General features: G+C 71.2%; 29 protein-coding genes. 8 read left to right on the forward strand and 21 right to left on the reverse strand.

Annotation, left to right across the window (positions count from 1 at the left end; all coding sequences use genetic code 11):
- Positions 1–82 precede the first annotated feature (82 nt).
- From ABZ406_RS29415 to ABZ406_RS29425, 3 genes are all read right to left on the reverse strand, one after another.
- Positions 83–1,015, reverse strand: coding sequence for an RIO1 family regulatory kinase/ATPase (locus ABZ406_RS29415; protein WP_357768552.1), 933 nt, complete (start codon positions 1,013–1,015; stop codon positions 83–85).
- A gap of 213 nt (positions 1,016–1,228) precedes the next feature.
- Positions 1,229–1,873 (reverse strand): HAD family hydrolase, encoded by a 645-nt coding sequence (locus ABZ406_RS29420; protein ID WP_357768554.1) that lies wholly within the window; start codon positions 1,871–1,873, stop codon positions 1,229–1,231.
- 65 nt (positions 1,874–1,938) lie between these two features.
- Complete coding sequence (locus ABZ406_RS29425) at positions 1,939–2,799, reverse strand: carbon-nitrogen hydrolase family protein (protein WP_357768556.1); 861 nt, start codon at positions 2,797–2,799, stop codon at positions 1,939–1,941.
- 77 nt (positions 2,800–2,876) lie between these two features.
- Here ABZ406_RS29425 and ABZ406_RS29430 point away from each other — a divergent pair, with 77 nt between their 5' ends.
- The 5 genes from ABZ406_RS29430 (at position 2,877) to ABZ406_RS29450 (ending at position 6,568) form a co-directional block, all read left to right on the forward strand.
- On the forward strand, positions 2,877–3,449 hold the full coding sequence (locus ABZ406_RS29430; protein WP_030337284.1) for a TetR/AcrR family transcriptional regulator: 573 nt from the start codon (positions 2,877–2,879) through the stop codon (positions 3,447–3,449).
- 83 nt (positions 3,450–3,532) lie between these two features.
- Positions 3,533–4,465, forward strand: a complete 933-nt coding sequence (locus ABZ406_RS29435) for a TIGR04222 domain-containing membrane protein (RefSeq protein WP_357768558.1) — start codon at positions 3,533–3,535, stop codon at positions 4,463–4,465.
- The gene (locus ABZ406_RS29440; protein WP_357768560.1) at positions 4,462–5,280 is read left to right on the forward strand and encodes a DUF692 domain-containing protein; all 819 of its coding nucleotides are present in this window, start codon (positions 4,462–4,464) and stop codon (positions 5,278–5,280) included. Before ABZ406_RS29435 ends, ABZ406_RS29440 begins: the two co-directional genes overlap by 4 nt.
- Complete coding sequence (locus ABZ406_RS29445; RefSeq protein ID WP_357768562.1) at positions 5,277–5,822, forward strand: hypothetical protein; 546 nt, start codon at positions 5,277–5,279, stop codon at positions 5,820–5,822. Before ABZ406_RS29440 ends, ABZ406_RS29445 begins: the two co-directional genes overlap by 4 nt.
- Positions 5,807–6,568: an SDR family oxidoreductase gene (locus ABZ406_RS29450; RefSeq protein WP_357768564.1), complete on the forward strand. Its 762-nt coding sequence runs from the start codon at positions 5,807–5,809 to the stop codon at positions 6,566–6,568. The genes ABZ406_RS29445 and ABZ406_RS29450 overlap by 16 nt, the downstream gene beginning before the upstream one ends.
- A 141-nt stretch (positions 6,569–6,709) precedes the next feature.
- Here the strand turns inward: ABZ406_RS29450 and ABZ406_RS29455 are convergent, their stop codons facing one another.
- The 3 genes from ABZ406_RS29455 to ABZ406_RS29465 form a co-directional block, all read right to left on the reverse strand.
- Positions 6,710–8,686, reverse strand: coding sequence for an ABC transporter ATP-binding protein (locus tag ABZ406_RS29455; protein WP_357768630.1), 1,977 nt, complete (start codon positions 8,684–8,686; stop codon positions 6,710–6,712).
- Positions 8,687–8,801: 115 nt separating this feature from the next.
- Positions 8,802–9,569 carry an enoyl-CoA hydratase/isomerase family protein gene (locus ABZ406_RS29460; RefSeq protein WP_357768566.1) on the reverse strand — a complete coding sequence of 256 codons (768 nt, stop codon included), beginning with the start codon at positions 9,567–9,569 and terminating at the stop codon, positions 8,802–8,804.
- 46 nt (positions 9,570–9,615) lie between these two features.
- Positions 9,616–9,843, reverse strand: coding sequence for a helix-turn-helix domain-containing protein (locus tag ABZ406_RS29465; protein WP_007462679.1), 228 nt, complete (start codon positions 9,841–9,843; stop codon positions 9,616–9,618).
- A 216-nt stretch (positions 9,844–10,059) separates the two neighbouring features.
- Here ABZ406_RS29465 and ABZ406_RS29470 point away from each other — a divergent pair, with 216 nt between their 5' ends.
- The gene (locus ABZ406_RS29470; RefSeq protein ID WP_357768568.1) at positions 10,060–10,659 is read left to right on the forward strand and encodes a cadmium resistance transporter; all 600 of its coding nucleotides are present in this window, start codon (positions 10,060–10,062) and stop codon (positions 10,657–10,659) included.
- A gap of 21 nt (positions 10,660–10,680) precedes the next feature.
- Here ABZ406_RS29470 and ABZ406_RS29475 read toward each other — a convergent pair whose 3' ends face one another.
- Positions 10,681–12,285 (reverse strand): ABC-F family ATP-binding cassette domain-containing protein, encoded by a 1,605-nt coding sequence (locus ABZ406_RS29475; protein WP_357768570.1) that lies wholly within the window; start codon positions 12,283–12,285, stop codon positions 10,681–10,683.
- Between the two features lie 261 nt (positions 12,286–12,546).
- Between ABZ406_RS29475 and ABZ406_RS29480 the strand changes: the two genes are divergently transcribed.
- Entirely contained in the window at positions 12,547–13,473 is a 927-nt protein-coding gene (locus ABZ406_RS29480) for a neutral zinc metallopeptidase (RefSeq protein ID WP_357768572.1), read from the forward strand.
- 69 nt (positions 13,474–13,542) lie between these two features.
- Here ABZ406_RS29480 and ABZ406_RS29485 read toward each other — a convergent pair whose 3' ends face one another.
- The 12 genes from ABZ406_RS29485 to ABZ406_RS29540 all read right to left on the reverse strand — a co-directional run bounded on the left by ABZ406_RS29485 (position 13,543) and on the right by ABZ406_RS29540 (position 23,542).
- Entirely contained in the window at positions 13,543–13,902 is a 360-nt protein-coding gene (locus ABZ406_RS29485) for an SgcJ/EcaC family oxidoreductase (RefSeq protein ID WP_357768574.1), read from the reverse strand.
- Between the two features lie 153 nt (positions 13,903–14,055).
- Positions 14,056–14,703: an acVLRF1 family peptidyl-tRNA hydrolase gene (locus tag ABZ406_RS29490; protein ID WP_357768576.1), complete on the reverse strand. Its 648-nt coding sequence runs from the start codon at positions 14,701–14,703 to the stop codon at positions 14,056–14,058.
- 114 nt (positions 14,704–14,817) lie between these two features.
- Positions 14,818–15,450 carry a LysE family transporter gene (locus ABZ406_RS29495; protein ID WP_357768578.1) on the reverse strand — a complete coding sequence of 211 codons (633 nt, stop codon included), beginning with the start codon at positions 15,448–15,450 and terminating at the stop codon, positions 14,818–14,820.
- A 418-nt stretch (positions 15,451–15,868) separates the two neighbouring features.
- A complete protein-coding gene (locus ABZ406_RS29500; RefSeq protein ID WP_357768581.1) occupies positions 15,869–16,459 on the reverse strand; it encodes a TIGR03086 family metal-binding protein in 591 nt (196 codons plus the stop codon).
- Between the two features lie 179 nt (positions 16,460–16,638).
- Complete coding sequence (locus ABZ406_RS29505; protein WP_357768583.1) at positions 16,639–17,085, reverse strand: metal-sulfur cluster assembly factor; 447 nt, start codon at positions 17,083–17,085, stop codon at positions 16,639–16,641.
- A gap of 67 nt (positions 17,086–17,152) precedes the next feature.
- Complete coding sequence (sufU, locus tag ABZ406_RS29510; protein ID WP_357768585.1) at positions 17,153–17,626, reverse strand: Fe-S cluster assembly sulfur transfer protein SufU; 474 nt, start codon at positions 17,624–17,626, stop codon at positions 17,153–17,155.
- 45 nt (positions 17,627–17,671) lie between these two features.
- A complete protein-coding gene (locus tag ABZ406_RS29515) occupies positions 17,672–18,976 on the reverse strand; it encodes a cysteine desulfurase (protein ID WP_357768586.1) in 1,305 nt (434 codons plus the stop codon).
- Between the two features lie 20 nt (positions 18,977–18,996).
- Positions 18,997–19,770, reverse strand: a complete 774-nt coding sequence (gene sufC / locus ABZ406_RS29520) for a Fe-S cluster assembly ATPase SufC (RefSeq protein ID WP_357768589.1) — start codon at positions 19,768–19,770, stop codon at positions 18,997–18,999.
- Positions 19,770–20,096 carry a non-heme iron oxygenase ferredoxin subunit gene (locus ABZ406_RS29525; protein WP_091403693.1) on the reverse strand — a complete coding sequence of 109 codons (327 nt, stop codon included), beginning with the start codon at positions 20,094–20,096 and terminating at the stop codon, positions 19,770–19,772. The genes sufC and ABZ406_RS29525 overlap by 1 nt, the downstream gene beginning before the upstream one ends.
- Complete coding sequence (gene sufD, locus ABZ406_RS29530) at positions 20,096–21,295, reverse strand: Fe-S cluster assembly protein SufD (protein ID WP_357768591.1); 1,200 nt, start codon at positions 21,293–21,295, stop codon at positions 20,096–20,098. The genes ABZ406_RS29525 and sufD overlap by 1 nt, the downstream gene beginning before the upstream one ends.
- 97 nt (positions 21,296–21,392) lie before the next feature.
- The gene (sufB, locus tag ABZ406_RS29535; RefSeq protein WP_357768593.1) at positions 21,393–22,823 is read right to left on the reverse strand and encodes a Fe-S cluster assembly protein SufB; all 1,431 of its coding nucleotides are present in this window, start codon (positions 22,821–22,823) and stop codon (positions 21,393–21,395) included.
- Positions 22,820–23,542, reverse strand: a complete 723-nt coding sequence (locus ABZ406_RS29540) for an ArsR family transcriptional regulator (protein ID WP_357768632.1) — start codon at positions 23,540–23,542, stop codon at positions 22,820–22,822. The genes sufB and ABZ406_RS29540 overlap by 4 nt, the downstream gene beginning before the upstream one ends.
- Positions 23,543–23,718: 176 nt before the next feature.
- On the opposite strand from ABZ406_RS29540, the gene ABZ406_RS29545 reads away from it, so the two are divergent.
- A complete protein-coding gene (locus tag ABZ406_RS29545) occupies positions 23,719–24,684 on the forward strand; it encodes a COX15/CtaA family protein (RefSeq protein WP_357768595.1) in 966 nt (321 codons plus the stop codon).
- Between the two features lie 227 nt (positions 24,685–24,911).
- On the opposite strand, the gene ABZ406_RS29550 is transcribed toward ABZ406_RS29545, so the two are convergent.
- The gene (locus ABZ406_RS29550; RefSeq protein ID WP_357768597.1) at positions 24,912–25,832 is read right to left on the reverse strand and encodes a hypothetical protein; all 921 of its coding nucleotides are present in this window, start codon (positions 25,830–25,832) and stop codon (positions 24,912–24,914) included.
- 14 nt (positions 25,833–25,846) lie between these two features.
- Complete coding sequence (locus ABZ406_RS29555; RefSeq protein WP_091403682.1) at positions 25,847–26,182, reverse strand: hypothetical protein; 336 nt, start codon at positions 26,180–26,182, stop codon at positions 25,847–25,849.
- Positions 26,183–26,208 lie beyond the last annotated feature (26 nt).

The following is a 26,208-nucleotide window of genomic DNA, read 5'->3' on the forward strand; positions in this document are numbered from 1 at the left end:
TTTTTTTGTTTTTTCGTGATGTTGTGTTGGGTGTCTTGGGGGGGGGGGGGGGTGGGCCCCCCCCCCCCCCCCCCCGACCCGATCAGCGCAGGCCCGCCTCGTGCAGCAGCTCTCCGGTCAACGCGCCGGGGTCGACCTGCTCGGCGGGGAGACCCCGGGCCGCGAACCAGGTGGCGACCACCCGCACGTCGCGGGCCAGGAACTCTGGCCCCTGCGGGTTCGCCACCACGTCGACGACCTGCGGCAGGTCGATCACGACCAGCCGGCCCTGATGCACGAGCAGGTTGTACGGCGACAGGTCACCGTGCGCGTAGCCGGCCCGAGCCAGCACCCGCAGCGCCTCCACCAGCTGGCCCCACAGGTCACGCAGCTCGGTCGGGTCGGGACGCAGCTGGGCCAACCGGGGTGCCGCCTCCCCCGACTCGGCGTCACCAACGAACTCCAGCATCAGCTCGGTGCCCCGTACCTGCACCGGGTATGGCACGGCGATCCGGTCGTGCCCGGCGCCGATGTCCCAGAGGCGGGCCAGTGCGGCGAACTCGGCCGCCGCCCACTGCCCGGCGATCATCTGCCGGCCGAACGCCGTCCGGCCGGCCATCGCCCGGTTCTCCCGGGACCGGCGTACCCGACGCCCCTCCAGGTAGCCGGCGTCGCGGTGGAACAGCCGGTGTTCCGGATCGCGGTAGCGTTTCACGGCGAGAAGACAGGACCGGTCGGTGTCGGGCACCGCCCGACGGACCAGATGGACGTCCGCCTCCTTGCCGGTCTTCAGCACACCCAACTCGGTGTCCTTGGCGGCCAGCTCGGTGATTAGCCATGCCGGGTACGGCTGTGGGCCGTGCACGGCGTCGTCCCAGGACGACCAGCGCTCCCCGGTGTCCGGGTCGGGCTCGCTGTCCGGGTCGGCGAGCGGCTCGGTGGGCCGCCCGCGCTTCAGAAACTGCGGTTCGTCGTCGTCGAAGCGGCTCTTGCCGCGGGTGCGGCGCTCCAGCGCCGGAAGGTCATGATCGCGCACTGTGGTGAGGTTCCCTTGATCGAGGCGGAGATAGGCGGCTGGAAGCGACCTGCAAAGACGGCCATGACCGACCCCCTTTTTTCCTCGACCGGGCACACGCCCGGGATGCACCATGCGCGGACAATGCTGGTACCACCACGCCGGCTGGTCAACCGAATTACCGCGCCACCACCCGAACGGCCGCCTCGACGCGCGACAGCCGGCGCGGACCCCTCAGCGGGCCAGGACGGTGGCGACCGCGGCGATCAACCCGTCCACGGTGCGGCTCGGCGCGAACCGGACGTCGGACCAGGTACGCCCCCGGTGCAGCCAGACACTGGGCAGCCCGACGGCGGCGGCACCACCGATGTCCGCCTCCGGGCTGTCACCGATCACCCACGCCCCCCGCAGCGGCATCCGGACGCGCTGGGCGGCGAGAGCGAAGATTCTCGGGTTGGGCTTGCTGACGCCCGCCTCCTCGGAGATCACCCAGTCCGCCACGTACTGGTCCAGCCCGGTCTGGCGAATCTTGGCGTCCTCGACCCGTACGCTGCCGTTGCAGACCACCACCGGCACCCAGCCGGCGTCGTCGGCGATCCGCAGCGCGCAGGCGGTCAGCGGGTCGAGCCGGGTCTGCGCCACCACCCCGTCGTGCAGTTCCTCGACCAGGTCGATCGAGGGAATGCGCAGCTCGTAGCGGTCCCGGATCGCGTCGGCGAGGTCCCAGCGATCGGTCAGCCCGTCGGCGTCGATCGAGATCAACCAGTCGATGTCGGTGTGGGGCGCGCCGATGCTGTCCAGGAAGCGCTCACCCCAGCGGCGGAACGGCCCGGCCCGATCCAGCAGGGTGTTGTCCAGGTCCAGCAGGAGCAGTGGCACTCGGGCACCCTACGGGACCGACGTGTCCGCCAACAGATGCGGCGGGTATCGAGCTGACGGCAGGCTCAGCCAGGCATCGACAGCCGCGGCCCGCCCTGGTGCGGCAGCCGATCGACGAGCATCGAGTGGGCCGCCCGGGTGGCCGCGAGCACGGCGGGATCCAGCGTTGCCACGAGCACCGCCTCGCTGTCGTCGTCGCCGCGAGCCAGCATCCGCCCCTCGGGGTCGTAGATGGCCGCGCCGCCGTTGAACCGCCACGGCTCGACGCCGCCGACCGCGTTGGCGAAGACCACGAACATCGTGTTGTCGAGGGCACGCGCCGGGTAGTAGAGATCCCGCCGGTGCTCGGAGCCGGCCAGGTATCCGCTGGGGCACAGGTAGGCGTGGGCGCCGTCGAGGGCCGCGGCCCGGCCGTGCTCCGGGAAACAGCCGTCGTAGCAGATGCCCAACCCGAGCCGCCAGTCGTCGACGAGCAGCGTGGCACCCCGCTCGCCAGGGCTGAACAGCTCCCGTTCGTCGCCCCACAACTGCTGCTTGTCGTACCCGACGCGCACCTCGCCGACCCGGTCGACCACGAGCGCCCCGATGGTCCGCCGACCGTCCGGGTGCCGAACGGCAGCGCCGACGAGCGCTGTGACGCCGGCCTCGCGCGCCGCCGCGCGCAGCGGGTCGAGCCGGGGATCCGCTACCAACCCGGCCGGATCGGCCGCGACGTCGGTGCCGGTCGGGTCGGCGGCGAGAGCAGGCAGGTGGTACGCGCAGAGGAACAGCTCCGGCAGGACGGCCACCCGGGCGTCCCGCTCGCCGGCCCGGCGGACCAGTTCGGCGGCCGTGACCGCGTTGCCGGCGACGTCGCCCGGCGTGGGGGTGGCCTGGACGGTGGCCACTGTCAGCGGGGAGCTGGGCACGGTGGGGGGCGAGGTCACCGGGCGATGGTAGACGGCAACATCCCAAGCCGTACGTACGGTTTGCGTGCCCCGGGGTGACCTGCAACGATCGACGTGTGCCCAGAGTAAGCCAGGACCAGCTCGACGCTCGGCGGCAGGAGATCCTCGCCGCAGCCCGGGCGTGTTTCGCCCGGCTCGGCTACGAGGGGGCGACGGTACGCCGCCTCGAGGAGGCCACCGGCCTGTCCCGTGGCGCGATCTTCCATCACTTCCGCGACAAGGACTCGCTCTTCCTGGCCGTCGCCGAGGACGACGCAGCGGCCATGGTCGAGACGGTGGCCCGCAACGGTCTGGTGCAGGTGATGCGCGATCTCCTCGCCCGCGCCGTCTCCCCGGACACCACCGGCTGGCTGGGCAGCCAACTGGAGGTCTCCCGTCGGCTGCGCACGGACCCGGCGTTCGCCAAGCGCTGGGCGGAACGGTCCGCCGCGATCGCGGAGGCTACCCGGGACCGGCTGGCCCGCCAGCGCGACGCCGGGGTGCTGCGCGAGGACGTACCGATCGACGTGCTGGCCCAGTTCCTGGAGCTGGCCTACGACGGCCTGGTGCTGCACCTGGCCATGGGCCGACCGGCCGGTGACCTGGGCCCGGTGCTCGACCTCGTCGAGGAGGCGGTCCGCCGCCACTGACCGGCGCACCCACCGGCCAGACGCCCGTGGCGGGGCTGCTCCACAATGGGGCCGCCGATCCCCTCCGGCGACAGGAGCAGTCGATGATCGTCCACGCCGCGTCCGGCGACACCTGGGGCATTCCCGGCCCGACCTTCCTCCGGTACTACATCGCGGTGGCCCTCCTGGTGGTGGCGATCGCGGCGTACCACCGGATCCGCCTGCTGACCGCCCCCGGGCACGCCACCCGCGAGCCACTCGGAGCACAGCAGGTCGCCTACCTCAACGGTGGCCCTCAGCTTGCTGTCCACGCGGCGCTCGGCGGGCTGCGCGGCAGCGGCGCGGTGGGCGTACGACCGGACCGTCGGCTGACCACCGTCGGCGCCGCGCCGACCGGTCTCACCCCACTGGACCAGGCCATCCACTGGGCCGCCCACCAGCATTCGCGGGTTCGGGACCTGCCGCAGGACGAACGCGTACGTACCGCGCTGCACCAGATCCGCAATGGCCTGGAGCAGCGCGGGCTGCTGACGAACGACGCGCAACGCGCCCGGGCCCGCTTCTGGGCCACGCTCCTGATCGCCCTGCTGGGTCTCGGCCTGCTCCGGCTGGTCTCCGGCCTGGTCAGCGGCCACCCGGTCGGCTACCTGCTGCTGACGCTCGCCACGCTCCTGGTCGTCACCCTGGTGCTGCGCCGGGCGCCCGTGCTCACCCGGGCCGGTCGGGCCGCGTTGCGCGGCGTACGCCACGAGCACACCCACCTCGCCCCGGCATCCGCGCCTGCATACGCCACCTACGGAGCGGCCGGAGCGGCCATGGGCGTGGCCCTGTACGGCACGGCCTCGCTGTGGGCGCTCGACCCGGGCTTCGCCGAGCAGGCCGAGATCCAGCGTCAGGCAGCCGCCGGCAGCGGCTGGACCGGGGGTTCCGACGGCTCGTCGGGCAGCGGCGGCGACAGCTCCGGCTCGGACGGCGGTAGCTCCTGCGGCGGCGGCGGGGGCGGGGGCGGGTGCGGCGGCGGGGGGTGCGGCGGATGACCGGCCCGTCCGGGGTCGGCATCGGCTGGCGTCCGGAGATCGCCGGCTTCGTCGCCGAACTGCCCGGGCTGCGCTTCGTCGAGGTGGTGGCCGAGGGGGTGCCGGCGTCCGGGCCGCTCCCGCCGGGGCTGGCGCAGCTACGGGAACGCGCTGTGACAGTCGTACCGCACGGGGTGCGACTCTCCCTCGGCGGCGCCGAGCCGGTCGACCCGGCCCGGGTCGCGCACCTGGCCGCTGTGGCGCACCGTCTGGACGCCCCACTGGTCAGCGAGCACATCGCCTTCGTCCGGGCCGGCGGCCTGGAGGCCGGCCACCTGCTACCGCTGCCACGCAGCCGGGAAGCCGTCGACGCGGTCTGCGCCAACGTGGCACTGGCACAGGCCGATCTTCCGGTGCCGATCGCGTTGGAGCCGATCGCCGCGTTCGTCGACTGGCCCGACGACGAGTTGACCGAGGCGGACTTTCTCACCGAGATCCTCGACCGCACCGGGGCTCTGCTGTTGCTGGACGTGGCGAACGTGTACGCCAACGCCCGCAACCGGGGCGCCGATCCGCTGGCGTTGCTCGACCGCCTGCCGTTGGAGCGGGTCGCGTACGCCCACGTGGCCGGCGGCGCGGACCACGGCGGTTTCTACCACGACACCCACACCGACCCGGTGTCGGCGGCGGTGCTGGAGCTGGTCGGCGCGTTGTGCGCCCGGCGGCGACCCCCGGCGCTGCTGCTGGAGCGCGACGGCCACTACCCGCCCGCCGCCGAACTGCGTGCCGAACTCGACGCCCTGGCCGCGGCGGCGGACTTTCCGGCCGTGACGTGACCGGCGCACCCGAGGGCGGCTCCACGCCGACGCCCCGCGCCGGTCTCGCCGAGCGGCAGGCCGCACTGGTCGCGGCGCTTGTCGCCGGGGGTGCGCCACCGCCGGGGTTCGCGCCGGGCCCGCTGGCCGCCGCCCGCGCGGCACTGCTGCGCAAGCGGGCCGGCGAGGTGGCCCGACACTGGCCGCTGCTCGCCGCCGGCCTCGGGGCCGGTTGGTCGACCACCTTCGCCGACTGGGCCGCCCGGCGACCCACCGCCGGGTCGCTACGCGACGGTTGGGACCTGGCCCGGGCCCTGCACGACGAGGATGAGCTTCCTCCGGCGGCCGCTGAGGAGTTGGCCGTCCGGGAGGCCCGCCTGCGCTACGACGGGCGCGGGGCGGCGCGTCCGCGTCGGGTTCCGGCGGTGGGCCGCGCCGGAGGCGCCGTCGCGCTGCAGATCGCCGGTCGGGTACGCCTGCTGCGCCCCGCCCGTCGGGCAGCCACCCATGCTGGCGACGGGGTTCCCGATGCGGCAGGATCGGAGTTATGGATCTCGGACTGACCGACCGCGTGTACGTCCTCACCGGTGCCTCTCGCGGCCTGGGTTACGCGACCGCGCAGAGCCTGGTCGCCGACGGCGCCCGGGTGGTGCTCTCGGCCCGGGACTCGAACGCGGTGGCCGCCGCCGCCCAGCAGTTGGGTGGTCCGGAGCATGCCGTCGGGCTCACCGCGGACCTGGCCGACCCGGAGACCCCGGAGCAGCTCGTCGCCGCCGCCCGGGAGCACTTCGGTCGGCTCGACGGCGCGCTGATCTCGGTCGGCGGCCCGCCGGCGGGCAACGCCGCGGCGATCACCGACGAGCAGTGGCGGCTCTCCTTCGAAACCGTCTTCCTGGGCACTATCCGCGCGGTCCGTACGATCGCCGCCGCACTGCCCGAGGGCGGGGCGATCGGGCTCGTGCTCTCCACCTCGGCCCGCGGCCCGGTGCCCGGCCTGGGCATCTCCAACGGTCTCCGGCCCGGTCTGGTCGGCGCGGCCAAGGACATCGCCGACGACTACGGCCCGCGCGGCGTCCGGGTGGTGGGGCTGCTGCCCGGCCGGATCATGACCGACCGCAACCGGGAACTCTTCGCCGCGACCGGCGACCCGGATCGCGCCCGCGCCGACGCGGAGGCCAGCATCCCACTGCGCCGCCTCGGCGACCCGGCCGAGTTCGGCCGGGTCGCCGCGTTCGTGCTCTCCCCCGCCGCGAGTTACCTCACCGGAATCACAGTGCCGGTCGACGGCGGCGCGCTGCGAGGGCTGTGACCGCCGACGGGGTGCGACCGGCCCCCGACTCACCGGCCCTGTGATCGACTCGGTTTCACGGAAGTCGGGTGGTCGCTGCGACTCGGGTGCCCCGACTTCCGGGATACCGTGTCGATCAACGCGCGGGCACTCGCCTCGGCGTCAGTTGGCGGCGGCAGGCGGCAGCACCTCGTCGGCGCGGTAGGTGCCCAGCGGCATGATCACCGGCTCGGGGCCGCTCGCGTCGACGAACGGGGTGGGCGAGTCGGCAACCGCGAACTGGGTCCGGTACAGCTCGGCGTAGAGCCCCCCGACAGCGACCAGCTCCTCGTGCCGACCCCGCTCGACGATCCGCCCACCGTCGAGAACCAGGATCTGGTCGGCGTCGCGCACCGTCGAGAGCCGGTGCGCGATCACCAACGCGGTACGCCCGGCCAGCGCCACCGACAACGCCCGCTGCACCGCCGCCTCGCTCTCCGAATCCAGGTGTGCTGTCGCCTCGTCCAGGATCACGATCGACGGGGCCTTGAGCAGCAGTCGCGCGATAGCGATGCGCTGCTTCTCGCCACCGGAGAACCGGTAGCCGCGCTCCCCCACAGTGGTGTCCAGACCGTCGGGCAGCGCCCGAACCAGGTCGGCCACCTGCGCTCCGGCCAGTGCGGCCCAGATCTCGTCGTCGGTGGCGTCCGGCTTGGCGTAGCGAAGATTCTCGGCGATCGTCTCGTGGAACAGGTGCGAATCCTGGGTGACCACACCGATCTCGTCGCGCAGCGAGGCGAGCGTCGCGTCGCGCACGTCGACCCCGCCGACGAGGACCTGCCCGTCGGTGACGTCGTAGATCCGGGAGATGAGCATCGACAGCGTCGACTTGCCAGCCCCGGACGGACCGACCAGCGCGACCATCTGCCCCGGCTCGACGCTGAACGAGACCCCCTTGAGCACCGGTTCGTTGACGGTCCGGTCGAGGGTGGCGACCTCCTCCAGCGAGGCGAGGGAGACCTCGGCGGCGCTCGGGTAGCGGAAACGCACGTCGCGGAAGTCGACCCGGCCGGCGCCCAGCGGCACCGCGACGGCGTCGGGCTTCTCCACGATGCCCGGCTTCAGGTCGAGCACCTCGAAGACCCGGTCGAAGGAGACCAACGCGCTCATCACGTCCACCCGGACGTTGGAGAGCGCGGTGAGCGGCCCGTACAGGCGGGTGAGCAGCAACGCGAGCGTCACCACGGTGCCGGCGCTGACGCCTCCGGTCACCGCGAGCCAACCACCGAGACCGTAGGTCAGCGCCTGTGCCAGTGAGGCGACCAGCAGCATCGCCACGAAGAACGTGCGGGAGTACATAGCGGACTGGATGCCGATGTCACGGACCCGCTCGGCCCGGTCGCCGAACCGGCGGGCCTCGATCTCGGGCTGGCCGAAGAGCTTCACCAGCAACGCCCCGGCCACCCCGAACCGCTCGGTCATCGTCGCGTTCATCTTGGCGTCGAGGTTGTACGCCTCGCGGGTGATGTCCGCGAGCCGCCGACCGACCCGCCGCGCCGGAATGATGAAGATCGGCAGTAACACCAGGGAGAGGGCGGTGATCTGCCAGGAGAGGGTGAACATCACCGCCGCGGTGAGCACCAGCTGGATGACGTTGCTGACCACGCCGGACAGGGTGGAGGTGAACGCCCGCTGGGCGCCGAGCACGTCGTTGTTGAGCCTGCTGACCAGGGCACCGGTCTGGGTACGGGTGAAGAACTGCAACGGCATCCGCTGCACGTGGTCATAGACCCGGGTGCGCAGGTTGAAGATGATGCCCTCGCCGATGCGAGCCGAATACCACCGTTGGGCGAGCGACAGCAGCGCGTCGGCGACCGCCAGCGCGGCGATGAACAGGGCCAGCCGCACCACCAGCCGGCCGGCCTCGGTGCCGCCCCGGTTGATCGCGTTGATCACGTCACCGGCGAGCACCGGGGTGGCCACGCCGATGACGGCGGCCAACACCACGGTGGCCAGGAACACGACGATGTCGCGCCGGTACGGCTGGGCGAAGGCGACGATGCGGCGGGCCACCCCGCGCTGGAGCCGGTGGGTGCTGACCTCGTCGCGGTTGCGCATCGACCGGAGCATGCTCCACCCGGCCATGCCACCGCCGGACATCGGGTTGGACATCGCTCACCTCCGGGTTGCCGGGCGGACCGCACCGTCAGGTCAATTCTCCCGACGAGTGTGACAACCTCAGTCGTAACCCGGATCTTCCCGTGCGGTCCTTACCCTATTCTCCCCTGCCGGCCAGGTCGCGCAGCCGACGGGTCTGCGCCTCCCGCTCGGCGCGCTGCTGGTCGGCGTGCGACCGCCCGGTCGCGCCGGCGAGCAACGCCTTGATCTCCACCACCGCGTCGCGGGCCCCGGAGAGCAGACCGGCGGTCAGGTCGCGCACCGCGGCGTCCAGCTCCGCAGGCGGCACCACAAGCGTGGCCAGCCCGATCCGGTCCGCCTCGGCGGCGTCCAACCGGCGGCCTGTCGCACAGATCTCCAACGCCCGCGAATAGCCGACCAACTCGACGAGGCGCTTCGTGCCGGCCAGATCGGGCACCAGGCCGAGGGTCACCTCGGCCATCGACAGCTTCGCGTCGGCGGACAGCACCCGCAGGTCACAGGCGAGCGCGAGCTGGAAGCCGGCACCTATCGCGTGGCCCTGCACCGCCGCGACGGAGACGACGTCCGGCCGGTGCAGCCAGGTGAAACCGGCCTGGAACTCGGCGATCCGTTCGGCGCACTCCTGCTCGGGCAGCGTGGCCAACTCGGCGAACGAGCCCGGCCCGGAGGCACCAGCCACCGCGAGATCGAGGCCGGCCGAGAACGCACGACCCTCACCGCGGACGACCACCACGCGCACGTCGCCGGGCAGGTCGCGGGAGAAGTCGCTCATCGCCCGCCACATCGCGGGCGTCTGGGCATTGAGCACGTCGGGCCGGCACAACGTCACCGTGGCTACCGGCCCGTCGCACGTCAGCCGAACCCCGGTTGCCTCGGCGGTCACCGGACGTCCCGGGGCGCGGCGCTGGTGGACGACGCTGAGGGGCGGGTCACGCCTTCTTGCGGCGCCGGGCGCCACCGCGCTGACGCAGCTGCACGCCGGACTCGGTGAGCACTCGGTGGATGAACCCGTAGGAACGGCCGGTCGAGGCCGCCAACGCGCGGATGCTCTCCCCCGAGGTGTACCGCTTTACCAGGTCCTTGGCGAGCGTCTGACGCTCGGCTCCGACGATCCGGCGACCCTTCTCAGTGCTGGTGGCTGTGCCAGTGGCTGCCATGCTGTGTCCTCACGTCCCAGACTGTGCGGTTCGGATACGGTCCCACCTATTAGACCGCCTCGAACGATCATGCGCCAGATATCAACTCTTCGCCAACCGACACGCTATGCAATGTCAGCTTCCCGATAGAGTGATCCTGGCGATCGGGCCCGCCGAGGCGTCCGGGCGTACCACCGCTGGATGTTGACGGCTGCCGACGGCCCGTAACCTTCGGTCGTGATCGACCTGTTGAGCACCGCCGGCGCGGCGGCAGTGGTCTTCGCCGCCACCGACATCGACGACATCGTCATCCTGACGCTGTTCTTCGTCGCGGCCCGCACCACCGGCCGACCCCGCACCTGGCAGATCGTCGCCGGTCAATACCTCGGCATCGGTGCGCTCACGGCGGCCAGCGCGGTGATCGCGGGTGGGCTCCTGGTGGTGCCCGACCCGTGGACGGGGTTGCTCGGCCTGCTGCCGATCGCGCTCGGCGTACGCGCGCTGCGCGGTTCGGGCGACGACGAGGCCCCGGCGGTCGTCACCGGAGCGCTCGGCGTGGCCGGTGTGACGATCGCGAACGGCGCCGACAACGTAGCGGTCTACGTACCCGTGTTCCGGGCCCTCGGTGTGGCCGACAGCGCGGTCTTCCTGCTGGTCTTCGTGCTGCTGATCGCGCTGTGGTGCGCGGCCGGGGCCTGGCTGGGCGGGCACCGCACCGTGGTCGGGCTGGTCGAGCGCGCCGGCGCCTGGCTGGTGCCGACGATCTTCATCGTCATCGGGCTGGTGATCCTGGTCAGCTCCGGCGTGCTCGGTCGACTGGTCGACCTGCTCGGCTGAGAGCCGGCCCGCCGTTCCCGCTCAGGCCAACTCGACCAGTTCGAGCAGGTCGTCGCTCCAGGCGTCCTCGTCGCCGTCGGGCAGCAGGATGGCCCGGTCCGGCTTGAGCGCCAGCACCGCACCCGGGTCGTGGGTGACCAGGACGATAGCGCCCGGGTAGTTGGCGATGGCGTCGAGCACCTGCTCCCGGCTGACCGGGTCGAGGTTGTTGGTCGGCTCGTCGAGCAACAGCACGTTCGCGCCCGAACAGACCAGAGTGGACAGAGCCAGTCGGGTCTTCTCGCCACCGGAGAGCACCCCGGCCGGCTTGTTCACGTCGTCACCGGAGAAGAGGAACGCGCCCAGGATCTTGCGCAGGTCGGTGTCGGACTGCTCGACGGCTGCGGCGCGCATGTTCTCCAGCACCGTCCGCTCCACGTCGAGCGTCTCGTGCTCCTGGGCGTAGTAACCCAGCCGCAGGCCGTGCCCCGCGTGCACCTCGCCGGTGTCCGGGCTGAGTAGCCCGCCGAGCATCCGCAGCAGCGTCGTCTTGCCGGCGCCGTTGAGCCCGAGAATGGCCACCCGGGAGCCCCGGTCCACCGCCACGTTGACGTCGGTGAAGATCTCCAGCGAGCCGTACGACTTGGAGAGGCCGGTGGCCGTGAGCGGGGTCTTGCCGCACGAGGCGGGGCTGGGGAAACGCACCTTGGCCACCCGGTCGGAGACCCGCACCTCCTCCAGGCCGGAGATCAGCTTCTCGGCGCGACGGGCCATGTTCTGCGCGGCCACGGTCTTGGTGGCCTTGGCCCGCATCTTGTCGGCCTGCGCCATCAGCGCGCCGGCCTTCTTCTCCGCGTTGGCCCGCTCCCGGCGGCGGCGCCGCTCGTCGGTCTCGCGCGCCTCCAGGTACGCCTTCCAGCCCAGGTTGTACACGTCGATGACCGAACGGGTGGCGTCGAGGAACCAGACCTTGTTGACCACCGACTCCAGCAGCGCGCCGTCGTGGGAGATCACGATCAGACCGCCCTTGTGACTGGCGAGGAAGCCCCGCAACCAGGTGATCGAGTCGGCGTCGAGGTGGTTCGTGGGCTCGTCGAGCAGCAGGATGCCGCCGCCGTTCTCGCCCGCGTCGCGGAACAGGATGCGGGCCAGCTCGATGCGGCGACGCTGGCCACCGGAGAGGGTGCCGATGGTCTGCGCGAGCGCCCGGTCCGGTAGGCCGAGGTTGGCGCAGATCCGCGCGGCCTCAGCCTCGGCCGCGTACCCTCCGAGGGCGGCGAACTGGTCCTCCAGCGCGCCGTACCGGCGGACCAGCTTGTCGCTGGCGTCCTCGGCGAGGCGGGCCTCGACCTCCTGCATCTGCGACATCAGCACGTCCAGCCCGCGCGCGGAGAGCACCCGGTCGCGGCCGGTGACCTCCAGGTCACCGGTGCGCGGGTCCTGCGGCAGGTAGCCGATGGCGCTGCGCTGGTCGATCTGGCCGCCGTACGGCTGCCCCTCGCCGGCGAGCACCTTGAGCGTGGTGGTCTTGCCGGCGCCGTTGCGACCGACCAGGCCGATCCGATCACCGGGCTGCACGCGCAGTGTGGTGTCGGACAGCAGGATCCGGGAACCGGCACGCAGTTCCAGGCCGGTGGCTGTGATCATGTTTGCGGGCTCGCTCTCGGGGTTCGGAAGGCTGACTCGGGGCACGCGAAACGGCCGGCGGGCTCAAGGGCCCGACGGCGCGGGGCGGTTCAGCCTTCGCAGCGCAGCACCCGACAAGTGTACCGGGCCCCGCCGGAGCGCCTGCCCGGATTACCGATCAAGATCATCGGGTACGGGAACGCCTGTCCGGACCCCGTCCGGCACTCGATGGACGAACGACACACAAAAGACACTCACCGGCACACGGCGATCGGGGTCACCATGGAACTCAACGAGCGAGCCGAAATCGACACCTCCCAGGTCAACGACGTGGGCCGCGGTGGCGGTTCCGGCGGCGGCGGCCTCGGCGGCATCCCGATCCCCGGCGGCGGCGGACGGGGCGGCATCATCGGCATCGTGGTGGCCGTCCTCGTCGCGCTGCTCGGCGGCGGTTTCGGCCTCAATGCGATGACGAACGGCGACGACACGGGCCAGTCCGGCGGGACGGACCTGGAGCAGCTGTGCTCCCGCGACAACCCGGACCGTCTCGACGACGCGCGCTGCCGCAACGCGCTCTACGTCAACAGCATCCAGGCCTACTGGCAGAAGGCGTACCCGGAGGTGGGCAAGGGCAGCTACGAGCCGACCGACACCAACTTCTTCCAGGCAGCCGTGAACACCGGCTGCGGGCAGGCCGACTCGGGCGTCGGCCCGTTCTACTGCCCCGCCGACAAGCAGGTCTACATCGACCTGAGCTTCTACGACGAGCTGGCCTCCCGCTTCGGCGCCAAGGGTGAGTTCGCCCAGCCCTACGTGCTCGCCCACGAATACGGACACCACATCCAGAACCTGCTCGGCACCAACGCGAAGGCCGGCCAGGGCGACCAGAGCGGCCCCCAGTCCGCCTCGGTACGGCTGGAGTTGCAGGCCGACTGCTACGCCGGCGCCTGGGCCAAGCACGCCACCGAGAGCAAGGACAAGACCGGCCAGGAACCGCTGTTCAAGTCCATCACCCAGACCGACATCAGCGAGGCCGTGCAGGCCGCCGAGGCGATCGGCGACGACAGCATCCAGGAGCGCTCCGGCGGGCGGGTCAACCCCGACCAGTTCACCCACGGCACGTCCGAGCAGCGCAAGCGCTGGTTCAGCCAGGGCTACGACCGCGGCGACCCGAAGACCTGCGACACCTTCGGCACCAACCAGCTCTGACCTGACCCCGGATGGTGGCAGGCCCCCGGTGGGCCTGCCACCATCGTCGTTCCTGCCGACGCTCCCAGGTCAGGTGAGCCGCGAGACCTGGTAGTGGCCGATGAGCCAGTCGCCGTCGACCCTCCGCAGGAGCACGCCGAGGTGAACGGTCAGGGCCGGCCGGTCGGTGAAACCGAACTCCACCTCCAGGTAGCCGAGCACCACGTCGTCGGCGAGACGGCGAATCTCCCGAATGTCGTACGCGGCGGTCAGGCCGAGCGGTTGACCGGCGTAGTACGCGGCGACGCCGGCCCGACCCACCGTGTACGGCTGCAACCCCTGGAAGATCGCGTCGTCGGTGAAGCACGCCGCAACCCGATCGGGCTCGTGGGCGTCGACGGCCGACCTCCACCGGTCGAGGACGGTACGCAGAATCTGGGCCTCGGACATGATGATCTCCCCGCTGTTTGACGTGCCCATGGAGTCCGTGTCGAGCCGCCCCCGGTACCCCACCTGCCCATCCTCCGACCGTCAGCCGGGCGGCACACCGCGAACCCCGTCCCGGGTGACGGTCGTCTCGCCTCCGACGCCGGATTCGTTGAGTCAGTCGGGGTCGCGCACCAGGATCCGTACCGCCCGGGCCGCGCCCACCGCCGCTACCAGCACCGCGTGCCGGGGCTCCGGCACGTCGAGCAGCCGCTCCGCCCGCAGCGGCACGAGCCGGGCCAACCGCCGGTCGGCCAACACCCCGTCCACCGCCCGCCGGTCACCGCCGCCGACGAGCGCGGCAAGCGTCGCCGCCTCCGGCAACAGAAGCCGTACGGCCAGGTCCGCCGCGTCACCCAGCGCGGCCTTCGCCTGGTTGTCGCGCCGGCGGGCGAACCGGTGCTGCGACCATCCCCCCGCAGCGGTACGCCCCTGCACGTACCGGGTGTCCACCTTGGAGACGACAAGGTCGGCGCCCTCAGCCACCCCGAGCGCCACCGCACCCTTGCGGGCCAGCAGCAGACCGATCCGACGGGGCATGACGGCGGAGGCCACGAACCCGGCCACATCCACACCGGCCGTCGCACCCGGCGGGGCGTGCAGCTCGGCGGTTGCCCCGTCCGGGGCGGTGAGCAACAGGCCGTACTCCCGCACGCTGGTGGTGGGCGGGCCGTGCCGGTCTGCGAAGCCCTCGACCCAGCGGCCGACGCGGGCCGGGTCGACCTCGACCCACCGGCCTCCGCCCGCTGCCGGTCGACTGCTCACCGCCCGACCGTACGGCACAACGGACCCGCCGCAACCCCCGGGCGGCGGCACGGGGCCGGTCCCGGTCCGACGGGGCCCAGCACGGTCCGACGGCCCGGCACGGTCCGGTGAGCGCTAAGCCGGAAGCAGTGCGGCCACCGCCAGCGCGGCGATGAGCGCGCTGGAGACCAGGCCGGTGACCAGTCGGCCGCGTGGCCCGGTCAGCGCCCGGCCGACCACGGTGCCGCCGCCGGCGATGACCAGTTGCCAGCTCGCCGACGCCAGGAACACCCCGGCCACGAAGAGCACGACGAAGAGCGCCCCCGAGTCGGCGGTGTCCCGGCGGCCGAGCACCAGCGCGGTGAAGTAGAGAACGGTCATCGGATTCAGCAGTGTCAACCCGAGCAGCGCCGCGTAGGCCCGTCCCGGCGTACCCATACCCAGGCCGGGGCGTGCCGTCGGTGGTCGCGGCGAGCGGTGCGCCGACCACGCCCGCCAGAGACCGTGCCCGGCGAGCCCCAGCAGGACCACGGCGGCGACCACCCGCAGCGGCCCGGCGACCGGCGCGATGATCCCGGCCAGGCCGGCGCCGCCGAGCACTGCCACCGCCGCGTAGAGCCCGTCGGCCGTCGCCACGGCGAGCGCCCCGGCCGCACCGACCCGGAACGAGGTCCGGGCGCTGAGCCCCAGGATGAGAATCGCTATCGCGCCGACGGGAATCGCGACGCCGTAGCCGGCGACCAGGCCGGCGAGGAACGCCCCGGTCACTGACGTCGGTGGCGGGTCGAGGTTCGGCCCCGGAGCGGCCGCTGTCGACGCGCGGCAGTCGCCGCACGGACAGGAACCTGCTTCGGGTACGCCTCAATCACACGCACATCCTCCGCGCCAACCCCGAACCCTCGCCACCGATTTTCCCGCGCCCCGCGCCCGGCGCCCCGCGCCAAGATCTGAGCAACTTCCCGGATGATGCTGCCTCCGACACGCAGGAGACAGCACCACCCCCGATACTGCGCGGATCTTGACGACTCGCACCGCCGCGAAGACACCGGAAGCCGGGGTCAGGGCACCCACGGCCGCCTCGATCGTGCTCGAACCACGATGTGGTGGCCTCGGTGACGCACCGAGGCCACCACATCAGTGATCGAGCGCGATCTTGGGGCGGCCGGCCCAGCCGGACGTCAGGTGGTCAGCGGGGGTGGCGACCAAGGTAGGAGAGCAGGGTGGCGACCTCGTCGGCCTCCGGGGCGGGGTCGATCGCCGGGGCGTACGCCCCGTAGGCCCGCAGCGGCTCGACTATCTGCCGGGCCACCACCAGCAGGGGGCGGGCCAGTTCGGCACCGAGCGGGGACGGCTGGCCGGTGGCCACCGCGATGTCCCAGGCGTGCACTGCCGCGTCCAGGGCGCAGGCTGTGGCGGCGACCTCGACCGGCAACGTGCCCTGAGGCAGCGGCGTGGGCACCTCCGCCTCGTCGTCGGCGACATGCTTCCAGGCCCGAGCGGACGCGTCGAGGGCAGCTCGCAGGGCGGCCAGCCTGTCGCCGTCGACCCGACCGGAGGGCGCGAACGGGTCCTCCACCGGCCCTGGACCGCCGTCGATCGCCGCCGCGAAGGCGAGCTGGTCGCCGGTCGCGTGCTGAAGCACCTGGGTGACGTTCCACTGCTCGCACGGGGTGGGCCGCTCCCAGGCGTCGACCGGCACCCCCTCGGCGGCCGTTCGAAGCGCCTGGTGCGCCTCGTCGAGCACGATCCGCCACTGCGCCGCTGCCAACTCGCTCATCGTCAGGCCCTCTCCGCCGGTCTTCCGCGCGCTCCGAGACTCAAAATCAGAGCGGAATATTCCGATCCGTTTGACGCCTTGAGCCTAGCAGACCGGAACGATCCGTTCCACTACTTCCGGAGCGGGAACGCATCGAGCGCGGCACCCGGACGGGTACCGCGCTCGACGACGTGGATCGGTCAGACGTTGAAGCCGAGAGAGCGGAGCTGGTCGCGACCCTCGTCAGTGATCTTGTCCGGGCCCCACGGCGGGAGCCACACCCAGTTGATCCGGATGTCGTTGACCAGGCCGCCACCGGGGCCGGTGGTCAGCGCCTGCCGGGTCTGGTCCTCGATGACGTCGGTCAGCGGGCAGGCCGCCGAGGTCAGCGTCATGTCCAGGGTGGCGACGTTCTCGTCGTCGACGTGGACGCCGTACACGAGGCCCAGGTCGACCACGTTGATCCCGAGCTCCGGGTCGACGACGTCCTTCATCGCCTCCTCGATGTCGGCGATCATGGCCTTGCTGACGCCGCCCGCAGGGGCGACGGCGTCACCGGTGCCATCGGTCGTCGCGACGTCGGTCTGCGGCACCACCGGGGTGTCACCGGCCTCCGGCGTCGCCTCGGTAGCGATGTTCTCGCTCATGCCGTCCCTCCGCATCGCTGGGTGATGCCACCAGGCACCACGGTGTCACTCGCTCGCTGACGCACCGTCACGCCTTCACCTCCGGGCTCACGCCCACACCGGCGCGTGCCGCGGCGTCCTTGAACGCCATCCACGGCAGCAGCGCGCACTTCACCCGGGCGGGGTAACGGGCCACACCCGCGAAAGCAACCCCGTCACCGAGTACGTCCTCGTCCGGCGTGACCTGGCCACGCCCGGACATCAACTCCACGAACGCCTCGTGCACCTCGAATGCTTCCCCGGCGCCCCGACCGCGCAGCAACTCGTGCAACACGCTGGCCGAGGCCTGGCTGATCGAGCAGCCCATCCCGTCGTACGAGATGTCGTGCAGGACCGTGCCGTCGGTGGCCACCCGGACGGTGACCTCGTCACCGCAGGTGGGGTTGACGTGGTGCGCCTCCGCGACCTGGTCGCCCGGGTCGTCGGCGTCGCGCAGGCCACGCCCGTGGGGGCGCTTGTAGTGGTCCAGGATGATCTCCTGATAGAGAGACTCAAGTTGCATCAGGCTGAACTCCCGTCGATTCGCCATGCTTCTGCGTCGCCCGGCTCATCGGAACACCTTCCGAACCTGCTCCAGGCCAGTCACCAGGGCGTCGATCTCCTCGGTGGTGGTGTAGAGGTAGAACGAGGCCCGGGTCATGGCCGGAACACCAAACCGGCTGCACACCGGCTTGGCGCAGTGGTGGCCCACCCGCACCTGCACGCCGAGCGAGTCGAGCACCTGACCCACGTCGTGCGGGTGCACGTCGGCCAGCGCGAACGAGATGGTGCCGCCCCGGCCCACCGGCACGGTCGGGCCGAAGATCCGAAGGTCCGGCACCGAGCCGAGAGCGTCGAGCGCGTACGCCGTCAACTCCTTCTCGTGCCACTGGATGGCCCTCATCCCGATGCCGGTCAGGTAGTCGACCGCCGCACCGAGCGCCACCGCCTCGGCGATCGGCGGAGTGCCCGCCTCGAACCGGGCGGGTGGCGCGGCGAACGTCGACCGGGCCATGGTGACCGTCTCGATCATCGAGCCGCCGCCCATGACCGGCGGCATGGCCGCCAGCAGCTCGCCACGCCCCCAGAGCACACCGATGCCGGTCGGACCGCACATCTTGTGCCCGGTGAAGACGATGTAGTCGGCGTCCAGGTCGACCACGTCGACGGGCAGGTGCGGCACCGACTGCGAGCAGTCCAGCAGCAACAGTGCACCCACCTCGCGGACCCGCGTGGTGATCCGGGACGTGGCGTTGATCGTGCCGAGGATGTTCGACGTGTGCACCAGCGAGACGATCTTCGTCCGTTCGGTGACCAGATCCTCCAGGCCCGACTCGTCGAGCCGACCCTGGTCGGTGACCGGGAACCAGCGCAGTGTCGCACCCGTCCGCTCACAGAGCAGCTGCCACGGGACGATGTTCGAGTGGTGCTCCATCTCGGAGATCACCACCTCGTCGCCGGGCCCCAGCCGGAACCGGGGGTCGGCGTCCGGGCGCAGCGAGGCGTTCGAGAAGGCGTACGCCACGATGTTGATCGCCTCGGTGGAGTTCTTCGTGAACACCACCTCGTCGACGCTCGGCGCGTTGATGAACGCGGCGACCTTCGCCCGCGCCCCCTCGTACGCCTCGGTGGCCTCGGTGCCCAGGGTGTGCACCGAGCGCGACACGTTGGCGTTGTGCCGCGCGTAGTGCTCGTCGAGCACGTCGAGCACCTGGCGCGGTTTGTGCGAGGTGTTGGCGCTGTCGAGGTAGACCAGCGGATGTCCGTTGACGTCCCGACCGAGGATCGGGAAGTCGGCGCGCACCCGGGCCACGTCGAAACGCGGCACGTCGTCGTACTGCGGCATCCCCGAAGGTATCGCGATGCTGGTCATCTCGGCAGCGCCCTTCCCGCTCAGGCCTTGGCCGTGCCGGCCCCGGCGGCGTACCGCTCGTAGCCCTCGGCCTCAAGCTTGTCGGCCAACTCCGGGCCGCCCTGCTCGACGATCCGGCCCGCCACGAAGACGTGCACGAAGTCCGGCTTGATGTAGCGCAGGATCCGCGTGTAGTGGGTGATCAGCAGGACGCCGGTGTCGCCGTTGTCGCGGACCCGGTTGACGCCCTCGCTGACCACGCGCAGCGCGTCCACGTCGAGACCGGAGTCGGTCTCGTCGAGGATGGCGATCTTCGGCTTGAGCAGCTCCAGCTGGACGATCTCGTGCCGCTTCTTCTCACCACCGGAGAAGCCCTCGTTGACGTTGCGCTGGGCGAACGCCGGGTCCATCTGGAGGCGCTCCATCGCGCCGCGCAGCTCGCCACCCCAGGTGCGGAGCTTCGGCGCCTCGCCGTCGATGGCGGTCTTGGCGGTCCGCAGGAAGTTCGCCACCGAGACGCCGGGGACCTCGACCGGGTACTGCATGGCCAGGAACAGGCCGGCGCGGGCGCGCTCGTCGACAGTCATGGCCAGCACGTCCTCGCCGTCCAGCGTGACGGTGCCGCCGGTGATCTCGTACTTGGGGTGACCGGCGATCGAGTACGCCAGGGTGGACTTGCCGGAACCGTTCGGGCCCATGATCGCGTGGGTTTCGCCCGACTTCACGATCAGGTCGACGCCGGCCAGGATCGGCTTGAGCTCACCCTCGGGCAGCTTGACCGACACCTTCAGGTCGCGGATCTCCAGGGTGCTCATTATCGGGTCACTCCATTACTCGGCGTCAGGCTGAGGTAGATGTCGCCGTCGCGGACTTCGACGGGGTAGACGGGGACGGGTTCGGTGGCTGGCAGGCCGGTCGGCTCGCCGGTGCGCAGGTCGAAGCGCGAGCCGTGCAGCCAACACTCGAGCGTGCAGCCGTCGACCTCACCCTCGGAGAGCGCGACCGAGGCGTGCGAGCACTCGTCGTACGCGGCGTAGAACCCACCGTCCTCGCCGTGCACCAGGGCGATCGGCGTGCCGTCGACGTCCGCGCTGATCGCGGTGCCCTTCGGCACGTCCTCCGTGGAGCAGATGCGGATCATCAAGCGCCCGCCTTGGCAGTGAGGTCCTCGCTCGCGAGTGCGGGGCTCGCAAGCTCACTCCTCCCGCTCGCCAGCCGGGCCTCGATCGCGTCGCCGAGGCTCTCCCGCAGCGACTCCACCGGGATCTTGTTGATCAGCTCGGCGAAGAAGCCACGGACCACCAGCCGGCGGGCCTCACTCTCCGGGATGCCCCGGGCCATCAGGTAGAACAGCTGCTCGTCATCGAAGCGGCCGGTCGCGCTGGCGTGGCCGGCGCCGGCGATCTCGCCGGTCTCGATCTCCAGATTGGGTACGGAGTCCGCCCGCGCGCCGTCGGTGAGCAGCAGGTTCCGGTTGATCTCGTACGTGTCGGTGCCCGTCGCCTCGGCGCGGATGAGCACGTCACCCACCCAGACGGTGTGCGCGCTCTCGCCCTGGAGGGCGCCCCGGTAGCCGACGTAGCTGCGGCAGTCCGGGACGGTGTGGTCGACCAGCTGCCGGTGCTCCAGGTGCTGGCCGGAGTCGGCGAAGTAGACGCCGTACAGCTCGGCCTCGCCACCCCGCCCGGTGTATTCCACGCTCGTGAACTGGCGGACCAGGTCGCCACCCAGTGACACCTGGATGTGGATGACCTTGGCGTCCCGACCCAGCTTGATCTTCAGGTGCTGGGCCTGGACCGCGTCGTCGGCCCAGTCGGCGATCGTGACGAGCGTCAGCTTCGCGCCGTCCGCCACGGCGACCTCGACATTGTCGGCGAGGATGGCCGACCCGACGTGCTCCAGCACCACCGTCGCCTCGGCGAACCGGCCCACCTCGACGAAGGTGTGCCCGAACGCCGGCTGCTCGATGCCCTCGCCGACCACCCGCAACCGCACCGACTCACCGAGCACCACGTCGGAGGCCACCCGCAGCAGCAGGGCATCGGAGGCCGCACCGAACGCGAGCGCGCTGACCCGGTCGACCGGGGTCAACACACTGCCGATCCGCTCGTCGTCCCGGCCGACCCGGGTGATGGCGACGCCCTCGGGCAGGTCACCGTACTCGTGTCGGACCGCGCCGGTCGCTGCCGGCACGTCGGTGGTCAGACCGCGGAGGCGCTTGAGCGGGGTGAAACGCCAGTCCTCCTCCAGGCCGGTGAGGGCCGGGAAGTCGGCGACGTCGTACGAGCGCAGCGCCTGCGACTTGGTGCTGGGTGGCGGCGCGGAAGCCTGGGTAGTCATTTCTTCCTTGGTCTGTCATGAATCGGAGGGTCGAAGCGGGCTGGACCGGCTCCGGCGTACCGGGTCCGGGTCCAGCCGTGGCCGGGCGGAGGCGGCGTCAGCCGACCGCGCCCTCCATCTGAAGCTCGATCAGACGGTTGAGCTCCAGGGCGTACTCCATCGGGAGCTCCTTGGCGATCGGCTCGATGAAGCCGCGCACGATCATGGCCATCGCCTCGTCCTCGCTCAGGCCCCGGCTCATCAGGTAGAAGAGCTGGTCGTCGCTGATCTTGGAGACGGTCGCCTCGTGCCCCATCGACACGTCGTCCTCACGGATGTCGACGTACGGGTAGGTGTCCGAGCGGGAGATGGTGTCGACGAGCAGCGCGTCGCACTTGACAGTGCTCCGGCTGTGGTGCGAACCCTCCAGCACCTGCACCAGACCCCGGTACGAGGTGCGGCCGCCGCCACGGGCGATCGACTTGGAGATGATGTTCGAGGAGGTGTGCGGCGCGGCGTGCACCATCTTGGCGCCGGCGTCCTGGTGCTGACCCTCGCCGGCCATCGCCACCGAGAGCACCTCGCCCTTGGCGTGCTCGCCGGTCATGTAGACCGCCGGGTACTTCATGGTCACCTTGGAGCCGATGTTGCCGTCGACCCACTCCATGGTCGCGCCCTCGTGGCAGACGGCGCGCTTGGTGACCAGGTTGTAGACGTTGTTCGACCAGTTCTGGATGGTCGTGTAGCGGCAGCGCGCGTTCTTCTTGACGATGATCTCCACGACCGCGCTGTGCAGCGAGTCGGAGGAGTACATCGGCGCGGTGCAGCCCTCGACGTAGTGCACGTACGCGCCCTCGTCGACGATGATCAGCGTCCGCTCGAACTGGCCCATGTTCTCCGTGTTGATCCGGAAGTAGGCCTGCAGCGGGATGTCCACGCGCACGCCCTTCGGCACGTAGATGAACGAGCCGCCGGACCACACCGAGGTGTTCAGCGCGGCGAACTTGTTGTCGCCGACCGGGATCACCGTGCCGAAGTACTCCTTGAAGACGTCCTCGTGCTCGCGCAGCGCCGTGTCGGTGTCCAGGAAGAGGACGCCCTGCTCCTCAAGGTCCTCGCGGATCTTGTGGTAGACGACCTCGGACTCGTACTGCGCCGCGACACCGGCGACCAGCCGCTGCTTTTCCGCCTCGGGGATGCCCAGCCGGTCGTAGGTGTTCTTGATGTCCTCGGGCAGGTCCTCCCAGCTGGTGGCCTGCTTCTCGGTGGACCGCACGAAGTACTTGATGTTGTCGAAGTCGATCCCGCTGAGGTCCGCGCCCCAGGCCGGCATGGGCTTACGGCCGAACAGCCGCAGGCCCTTCAGCCGCAGGTCGAGCATCCACGCCGGCTCGTTCTTCTTGGCCGAGATGTCCCGCACCACCGCCTCGTTGATGCCGCGCTGGGCGACCGCCCCGGCGGCGTCCGGGTCGGACCAGCCGTACTCGTACCGGCCCAGGGCGGCGAGCTGCTCTTCCTGGGTCAGGGGCTGGACGATCTGCTCGGTCATCTATCTGTCCTCACAGTGGTGACGGGATTACCTGATTGAACGCGGCCCGGCTGAGTCGGGATGTGCGTGGTGCACACCCCGTCGCCGTGCGCGATGGTGGCCAGACGCTGCACGTGGGTGCCGACCAGCCGGGAGATGACAGCGGTCTCGGCCTCGCACAGCTGGGGAAACTCGGCGGCCACGTGCGCCACCGGGCAGTGGTGCTGGCAGAGCTGGCCGCCGGAGGCGATCGTGGTCGCATTGGCAGCGTAACCCTCGGCGGTGAGCGCTGCGGCGAGTGCCTCGGCTCGGGCGAGAGGGTCGTCGCCGGCGTCCTCCATGGCCGCCTGACAACGGCTTTCGAGAGCGGACACCTGCTCGGCGGCGAACGCCTCCACCGCACCCGAGCCGCCGCTGCTGGCGATCCAGCGCAGCGCGGCGGTGGCCATGTTGTCGTAGTGGTGTGTGCCACAGCGGACCCGCGCGGCCTCGGTCAGCACGAACACCTTGGCCGGGCGCCCCCGACCGCGACTGCCCTGCACGGTCTGCTCGCGGGCGTACACGTCACCGTCCGCAAGCATCGCGTCAAGGTGCCGGCGGATCGCCGCCGGACTGAGCCCGAGCGCCGCGCCAAGCTGCGCGGCGGTGGTGGCGCCCTGCTCCAGCAGCAACTGGGTGACCCGATCCCGGGTGGAGATCTCGGCCGCCGCCGACCCGGCGAGGCCGGCCGACGTGGTCACGGCAGGCGCGGAGGCAGGCGCACCGAGGGCCGGATCGGCCGTCGGTTGGTGCCCGGAGAGCGCCGCCGCGTTTTTCACAACGCCAACGTTACGTAATTACCCGGAGGGTCGCAAACCCGGGCCCCGGTGATCCGAACCACCGACCCGACGGAGTCGGACGAACCTCGATCACTACGGTGCGTAGGATTTGCGCCGTGAACCGCATCGTCCGTCCGGTCTCCGGCAACCTGCTGCGCCGCCTCGCGCTCGCCTCGATCATCGCGAACGTGGGCATCGTCGTCACCGGCGGGGCCGTCCGGTTGACCGCCTCGGGCCTCGGCTGCCCCACCTGGCCCCGGTGCACAGACGATTCCTACGTCACCACCCCCGAGATGGGCCTGTACGGGGTGATCGAGTTCAGCAACCGGATGCTGACCTTCGCGGTGGGTCTCATCGCGCTGGCCACGGTGCTGGCCGTGTTGCTGCACCGACCCCGCCGACCCGGGCTCCTCGCGCTGGCCGTCGCGGTCTTCCTGGGCATCCCCGCCCAGGCGGTGCTCGGTGGCATCACAGTGCTGACCAACCTCAACCCGTGGGTGGTAGGGCTGCACTTCCTCGCCTCGATGGCGGTGATCGCCGCCGCGTACGCCCTCTGGCGACGCATCGGTGACCCCGACGGCCCGACCGAGGCGGTGGTGCCCGCACCGCTGCGCGCGCTGGCCCGGGTCACCACCGGCGTCACAGCGGCCGTACTGGTCATCGGCACCTGGGTCACCGGCAGTGGCCCGCACGCCGGGGACCACGGCGCCGCCCGCAACGGGCTCGACCCGGAAACGATCTCGCAGGTGCACGCGGACGGCGTCTTCCTGCTCATCGGGCTCTCGGTGGCGCTGGTCTTCGCGTTCCGCGCCGTCGGTGCGCAGCGGGCCACCCGCGCCGCGATCGTGCTGGTCGCCGTGGAGCTGGGTCAGGGCCTGATCGGGTTCATGCAGTACCTCACCCACCTGCCGGCGATCCTGGTCGGCGCGCACATGCTCGGCTCCTGCCTGGTGCTGCTCGCCGCCCTGGCGGTGCAGTGGTCCACCCGGGCACGCCGCCCGATCGCGCCCACCCCCCAGGCCGCCCCGGCCGACGCCGCCGCCGCGGTCCCCGCCACCGCCTGACCCGTCCGGCCATGCCCGGTGCATCCCAGCGCCCCGCGCCAAGATCCGTGTCGAGCGGGAAGATCGCGCCGATCTTGCGGTTCCGGTCGTCGACATGGGTGTTACGCCCGCTTTGTCGGGACAGGAAGTGCAAGATCGGCGAGCAGGGGCGGAGGTCAACACGCCGTTGCGCCAGCCGCAACGGCGTTGACGTCGACGTTGTTGCGTGGTCCTGGTCTTGTGGGAGGTCAGGCGGTACGGGTCAGGTGGGTAACGATCGCGTCGGCGAGGCGGTCGGGGGCTCCGTCCGCGTACCCGATGAAGAGGGACGGCTCGGTCAGCTCCAACTCGACCAGCACCGGCTCGCCGTCCGCGCCGGGGATGAGGTCGACCCGGGCGTAGAGCAGTTGTCGGGTGCCGCCGGGCACCGCCGCGAGGGTCCGCTCCGCCACCGCCAACTGTGCGGGGCGGGCGGTGCTGGCGGTGATCTCTTCGGGCTTGTAGAGACCGTCCGAGCCGAGATCGGGCCCGGACAGCATCGGCCCCTTGCGGATCGCGTGGCTGAACACGAGCCCGTCCGGGCCGGCCAGGAAGAGCAGAGCGGTCTCGCCCTCGGTGTCGACGGCACTCAGGTACGGCTGGACCATCGTGACCCGACCGGCGTCGGAGAGCCGGCGAACGTGTGCGGCGGCCAGGTGCCGGTGTTCCGGGTCGGCCAGGTCGTACCGGCCGGTGTCCTGACTGCCGGCGCTGACCGCGGGCTTGATCACGTACTCGCCGGTGTCGGTGGGCGGTTGCCAGCTCTCCGCCGGCTCGATCCACGACGTCGGCACGGTGGGGACGCCGGCTGCGCTCAGCTCGGCGAGGTAGCGCTTGTCGGTGTTCCAGCGGACCACGTCGGCCGGGTTGAGCAACGTCGGCACCGTGGCCGCCCAGGACACGAACTCGTCGCGGCGCAGCGCATAGTCCCAGGGTGAACGGAGCACGACCAGGTCGTAGGACGACCAGTGGACGTCGGGGTCATCCCAGACGACTGTCTGAACGGCGACGCCACGGGTGGCGAGCGGGGCGAGGACCAGCTGGTCGTCAGGGTCGAGGTCGAACTGGTCGGCGCAGGTGACGAGAGCGACCCGGGGTCTCCCCCGGGTCGACTGGTGGTGGGTGGTCAAAGTCAACTGTCTATTCAGCGGGCCATCGTGCGCCGGGCCATCGACCGCCACAGGTCGTTGCTCGGACGCATCTGGTCCATCAGTTCACGCTCCCAGGCGTTCTCGACGGTGACTCCCGCCTTGGCGCACGCCTCTCGGGCGGTGACGGTGTCGTCGGCGAACTGGTCGCCCCACTCACCGTCGGAGCCCACCAGAACGATCCGTGCGCCACGCTTGCCGACGTACTCGATGACCGCCTTCGCGCCGCCGTGCCCGGCCGCGAAGGCCTTGAGACCGGCGACCAGGCCTTGGGGCGCCTGTTCACCAGCGGTCTGCTCGGCCGTCAGCGTCGTATCGGAACCATCTGCCATGACGCGAAGCCTAAGCAGACTTGCAC

Origin of the sequence: Micromonospora sp. NPDC005710 (assembly GCF_040630995.1) — a bacterium.
GTDB lineage: Bacteria > Actinomycetota > Actinomycetes > Mycobacteriales > Micromonosporaceae > Micromonospora.

Coding starts and splice junctions, on each gene's coding strand:
- ABZ406_RS29435 (WP_357768558.1), top strand. CDS start 3,533: ATGATCGTCCACGCCGCGTCCGGCGACACCTGGGGCATTCCCGGCCCG.
- ABZ406_RS29440 (WP_357768560.1), top strand. CDS start 4,462: ATGACCGGCCCGTCCGGGGTCGGCATCGGCTGGCGTCCGGAGATCGCC.
- ABZ406_RS29450 (WP_357768564.1), top strand. CDS start 5,807: ATGGATCTCGGACTGACCGACCGCGTGTACGTCCTCACCGGTGCCTCT.
- ABZ406_RS29455 (WP_357768630.1), bottom strand. CDS start 8,686: ATGTCCGGCGGTGGCATGGCCGGGTGGAGCATGCTCCGGTCGATGCGC.
- ABZ406_RS29465 (WP_007462679.1), bottom strand. CDS start 9,843: ATGGCAGCCACTGGCACAGCCACCAGCACTGAGAAGGGTCGCCGGATC.
- ABZ406_RS29475 (WP_357768570.1), bottom strand. CDS start 12,285: ATGATCACAGCCACCGGCCTGGAACTGCGTGCCGGTTCCCGGATCCTG.
- ABZ406_RS29480 (WP_357768572.1), top strand. CDS start 12,547: ATGGAACTCAACGAGCGAGCCGAAATCGACACCTCCCAGGTCAACGAC.
- ABZ406_RS29485 (WP_357768574.1), bottom strand. CDS start 13,902: ATGTCCGAGGCCCAGATTCTGCGTACCGTCCTCGACCGGTGGAGGTCG.
- ABZ406_RS29500 (WP_357768581.1), bottom strand. CDS start 16,459: ATGAGCGAGTTGGCAGCGGCGCAGTGGCGGATCGTGCTCGACGAGGCG.
- ABZ406_RS29505 (WP_357768583.1), bottom strand. CDS start 17,085: ATGAGCGAGAACATCGCTACCGAGGCGACGCCGGAGGCCGGTGACACC.
- sufU (WP_357768585.1), bottom strand. CDS start 17,626: ATGCAACTTGAGTCTCTCTATCAGGAGATCATCCTGGACCACTACAAG.
- ABZ406_RS29515 (WP_357768586.1), bottom strand. CDS start 18,976: ATGACCAGCATCGCGATACCTTCGGGGATGCCGCAGTACGACGACGTG.
- sufC (WP_357768589.1), bottom strand. CDS start 19,770: ATGAGCACCCTGGAGATCCGCGACCTGAAGGTGTCGGTCAAGCTGCCC.
- ABZ406_RS29525 (WP_091403693.1), bottom strand. CDS start 20,096: ATGATCCGCATCTGCTCCACGGAGGACGTGCCGAAGGGCACCGCGATC.
- sufD (WP_357768591.1), bottom strand. CDS start 21,295: ATGACTACCCAGGCTTCCGCGCCGCCACCCAGCACCAAGTCGCAGGCG.
- sufB (WP_357768593.1), bottom strand. CDS start 22,823: ATGACCGAGCAGATCGTCCAGCCCCTGACCCAGGAAGAGCAGCTCGCC.
- ABZ406_RS29555 (WP_091403682.1), bottom strand. CDS start 26,182: ATGGCAGATGGTTCCGATACGACGCTGACGGCCGAGCAGACCGCTGGT.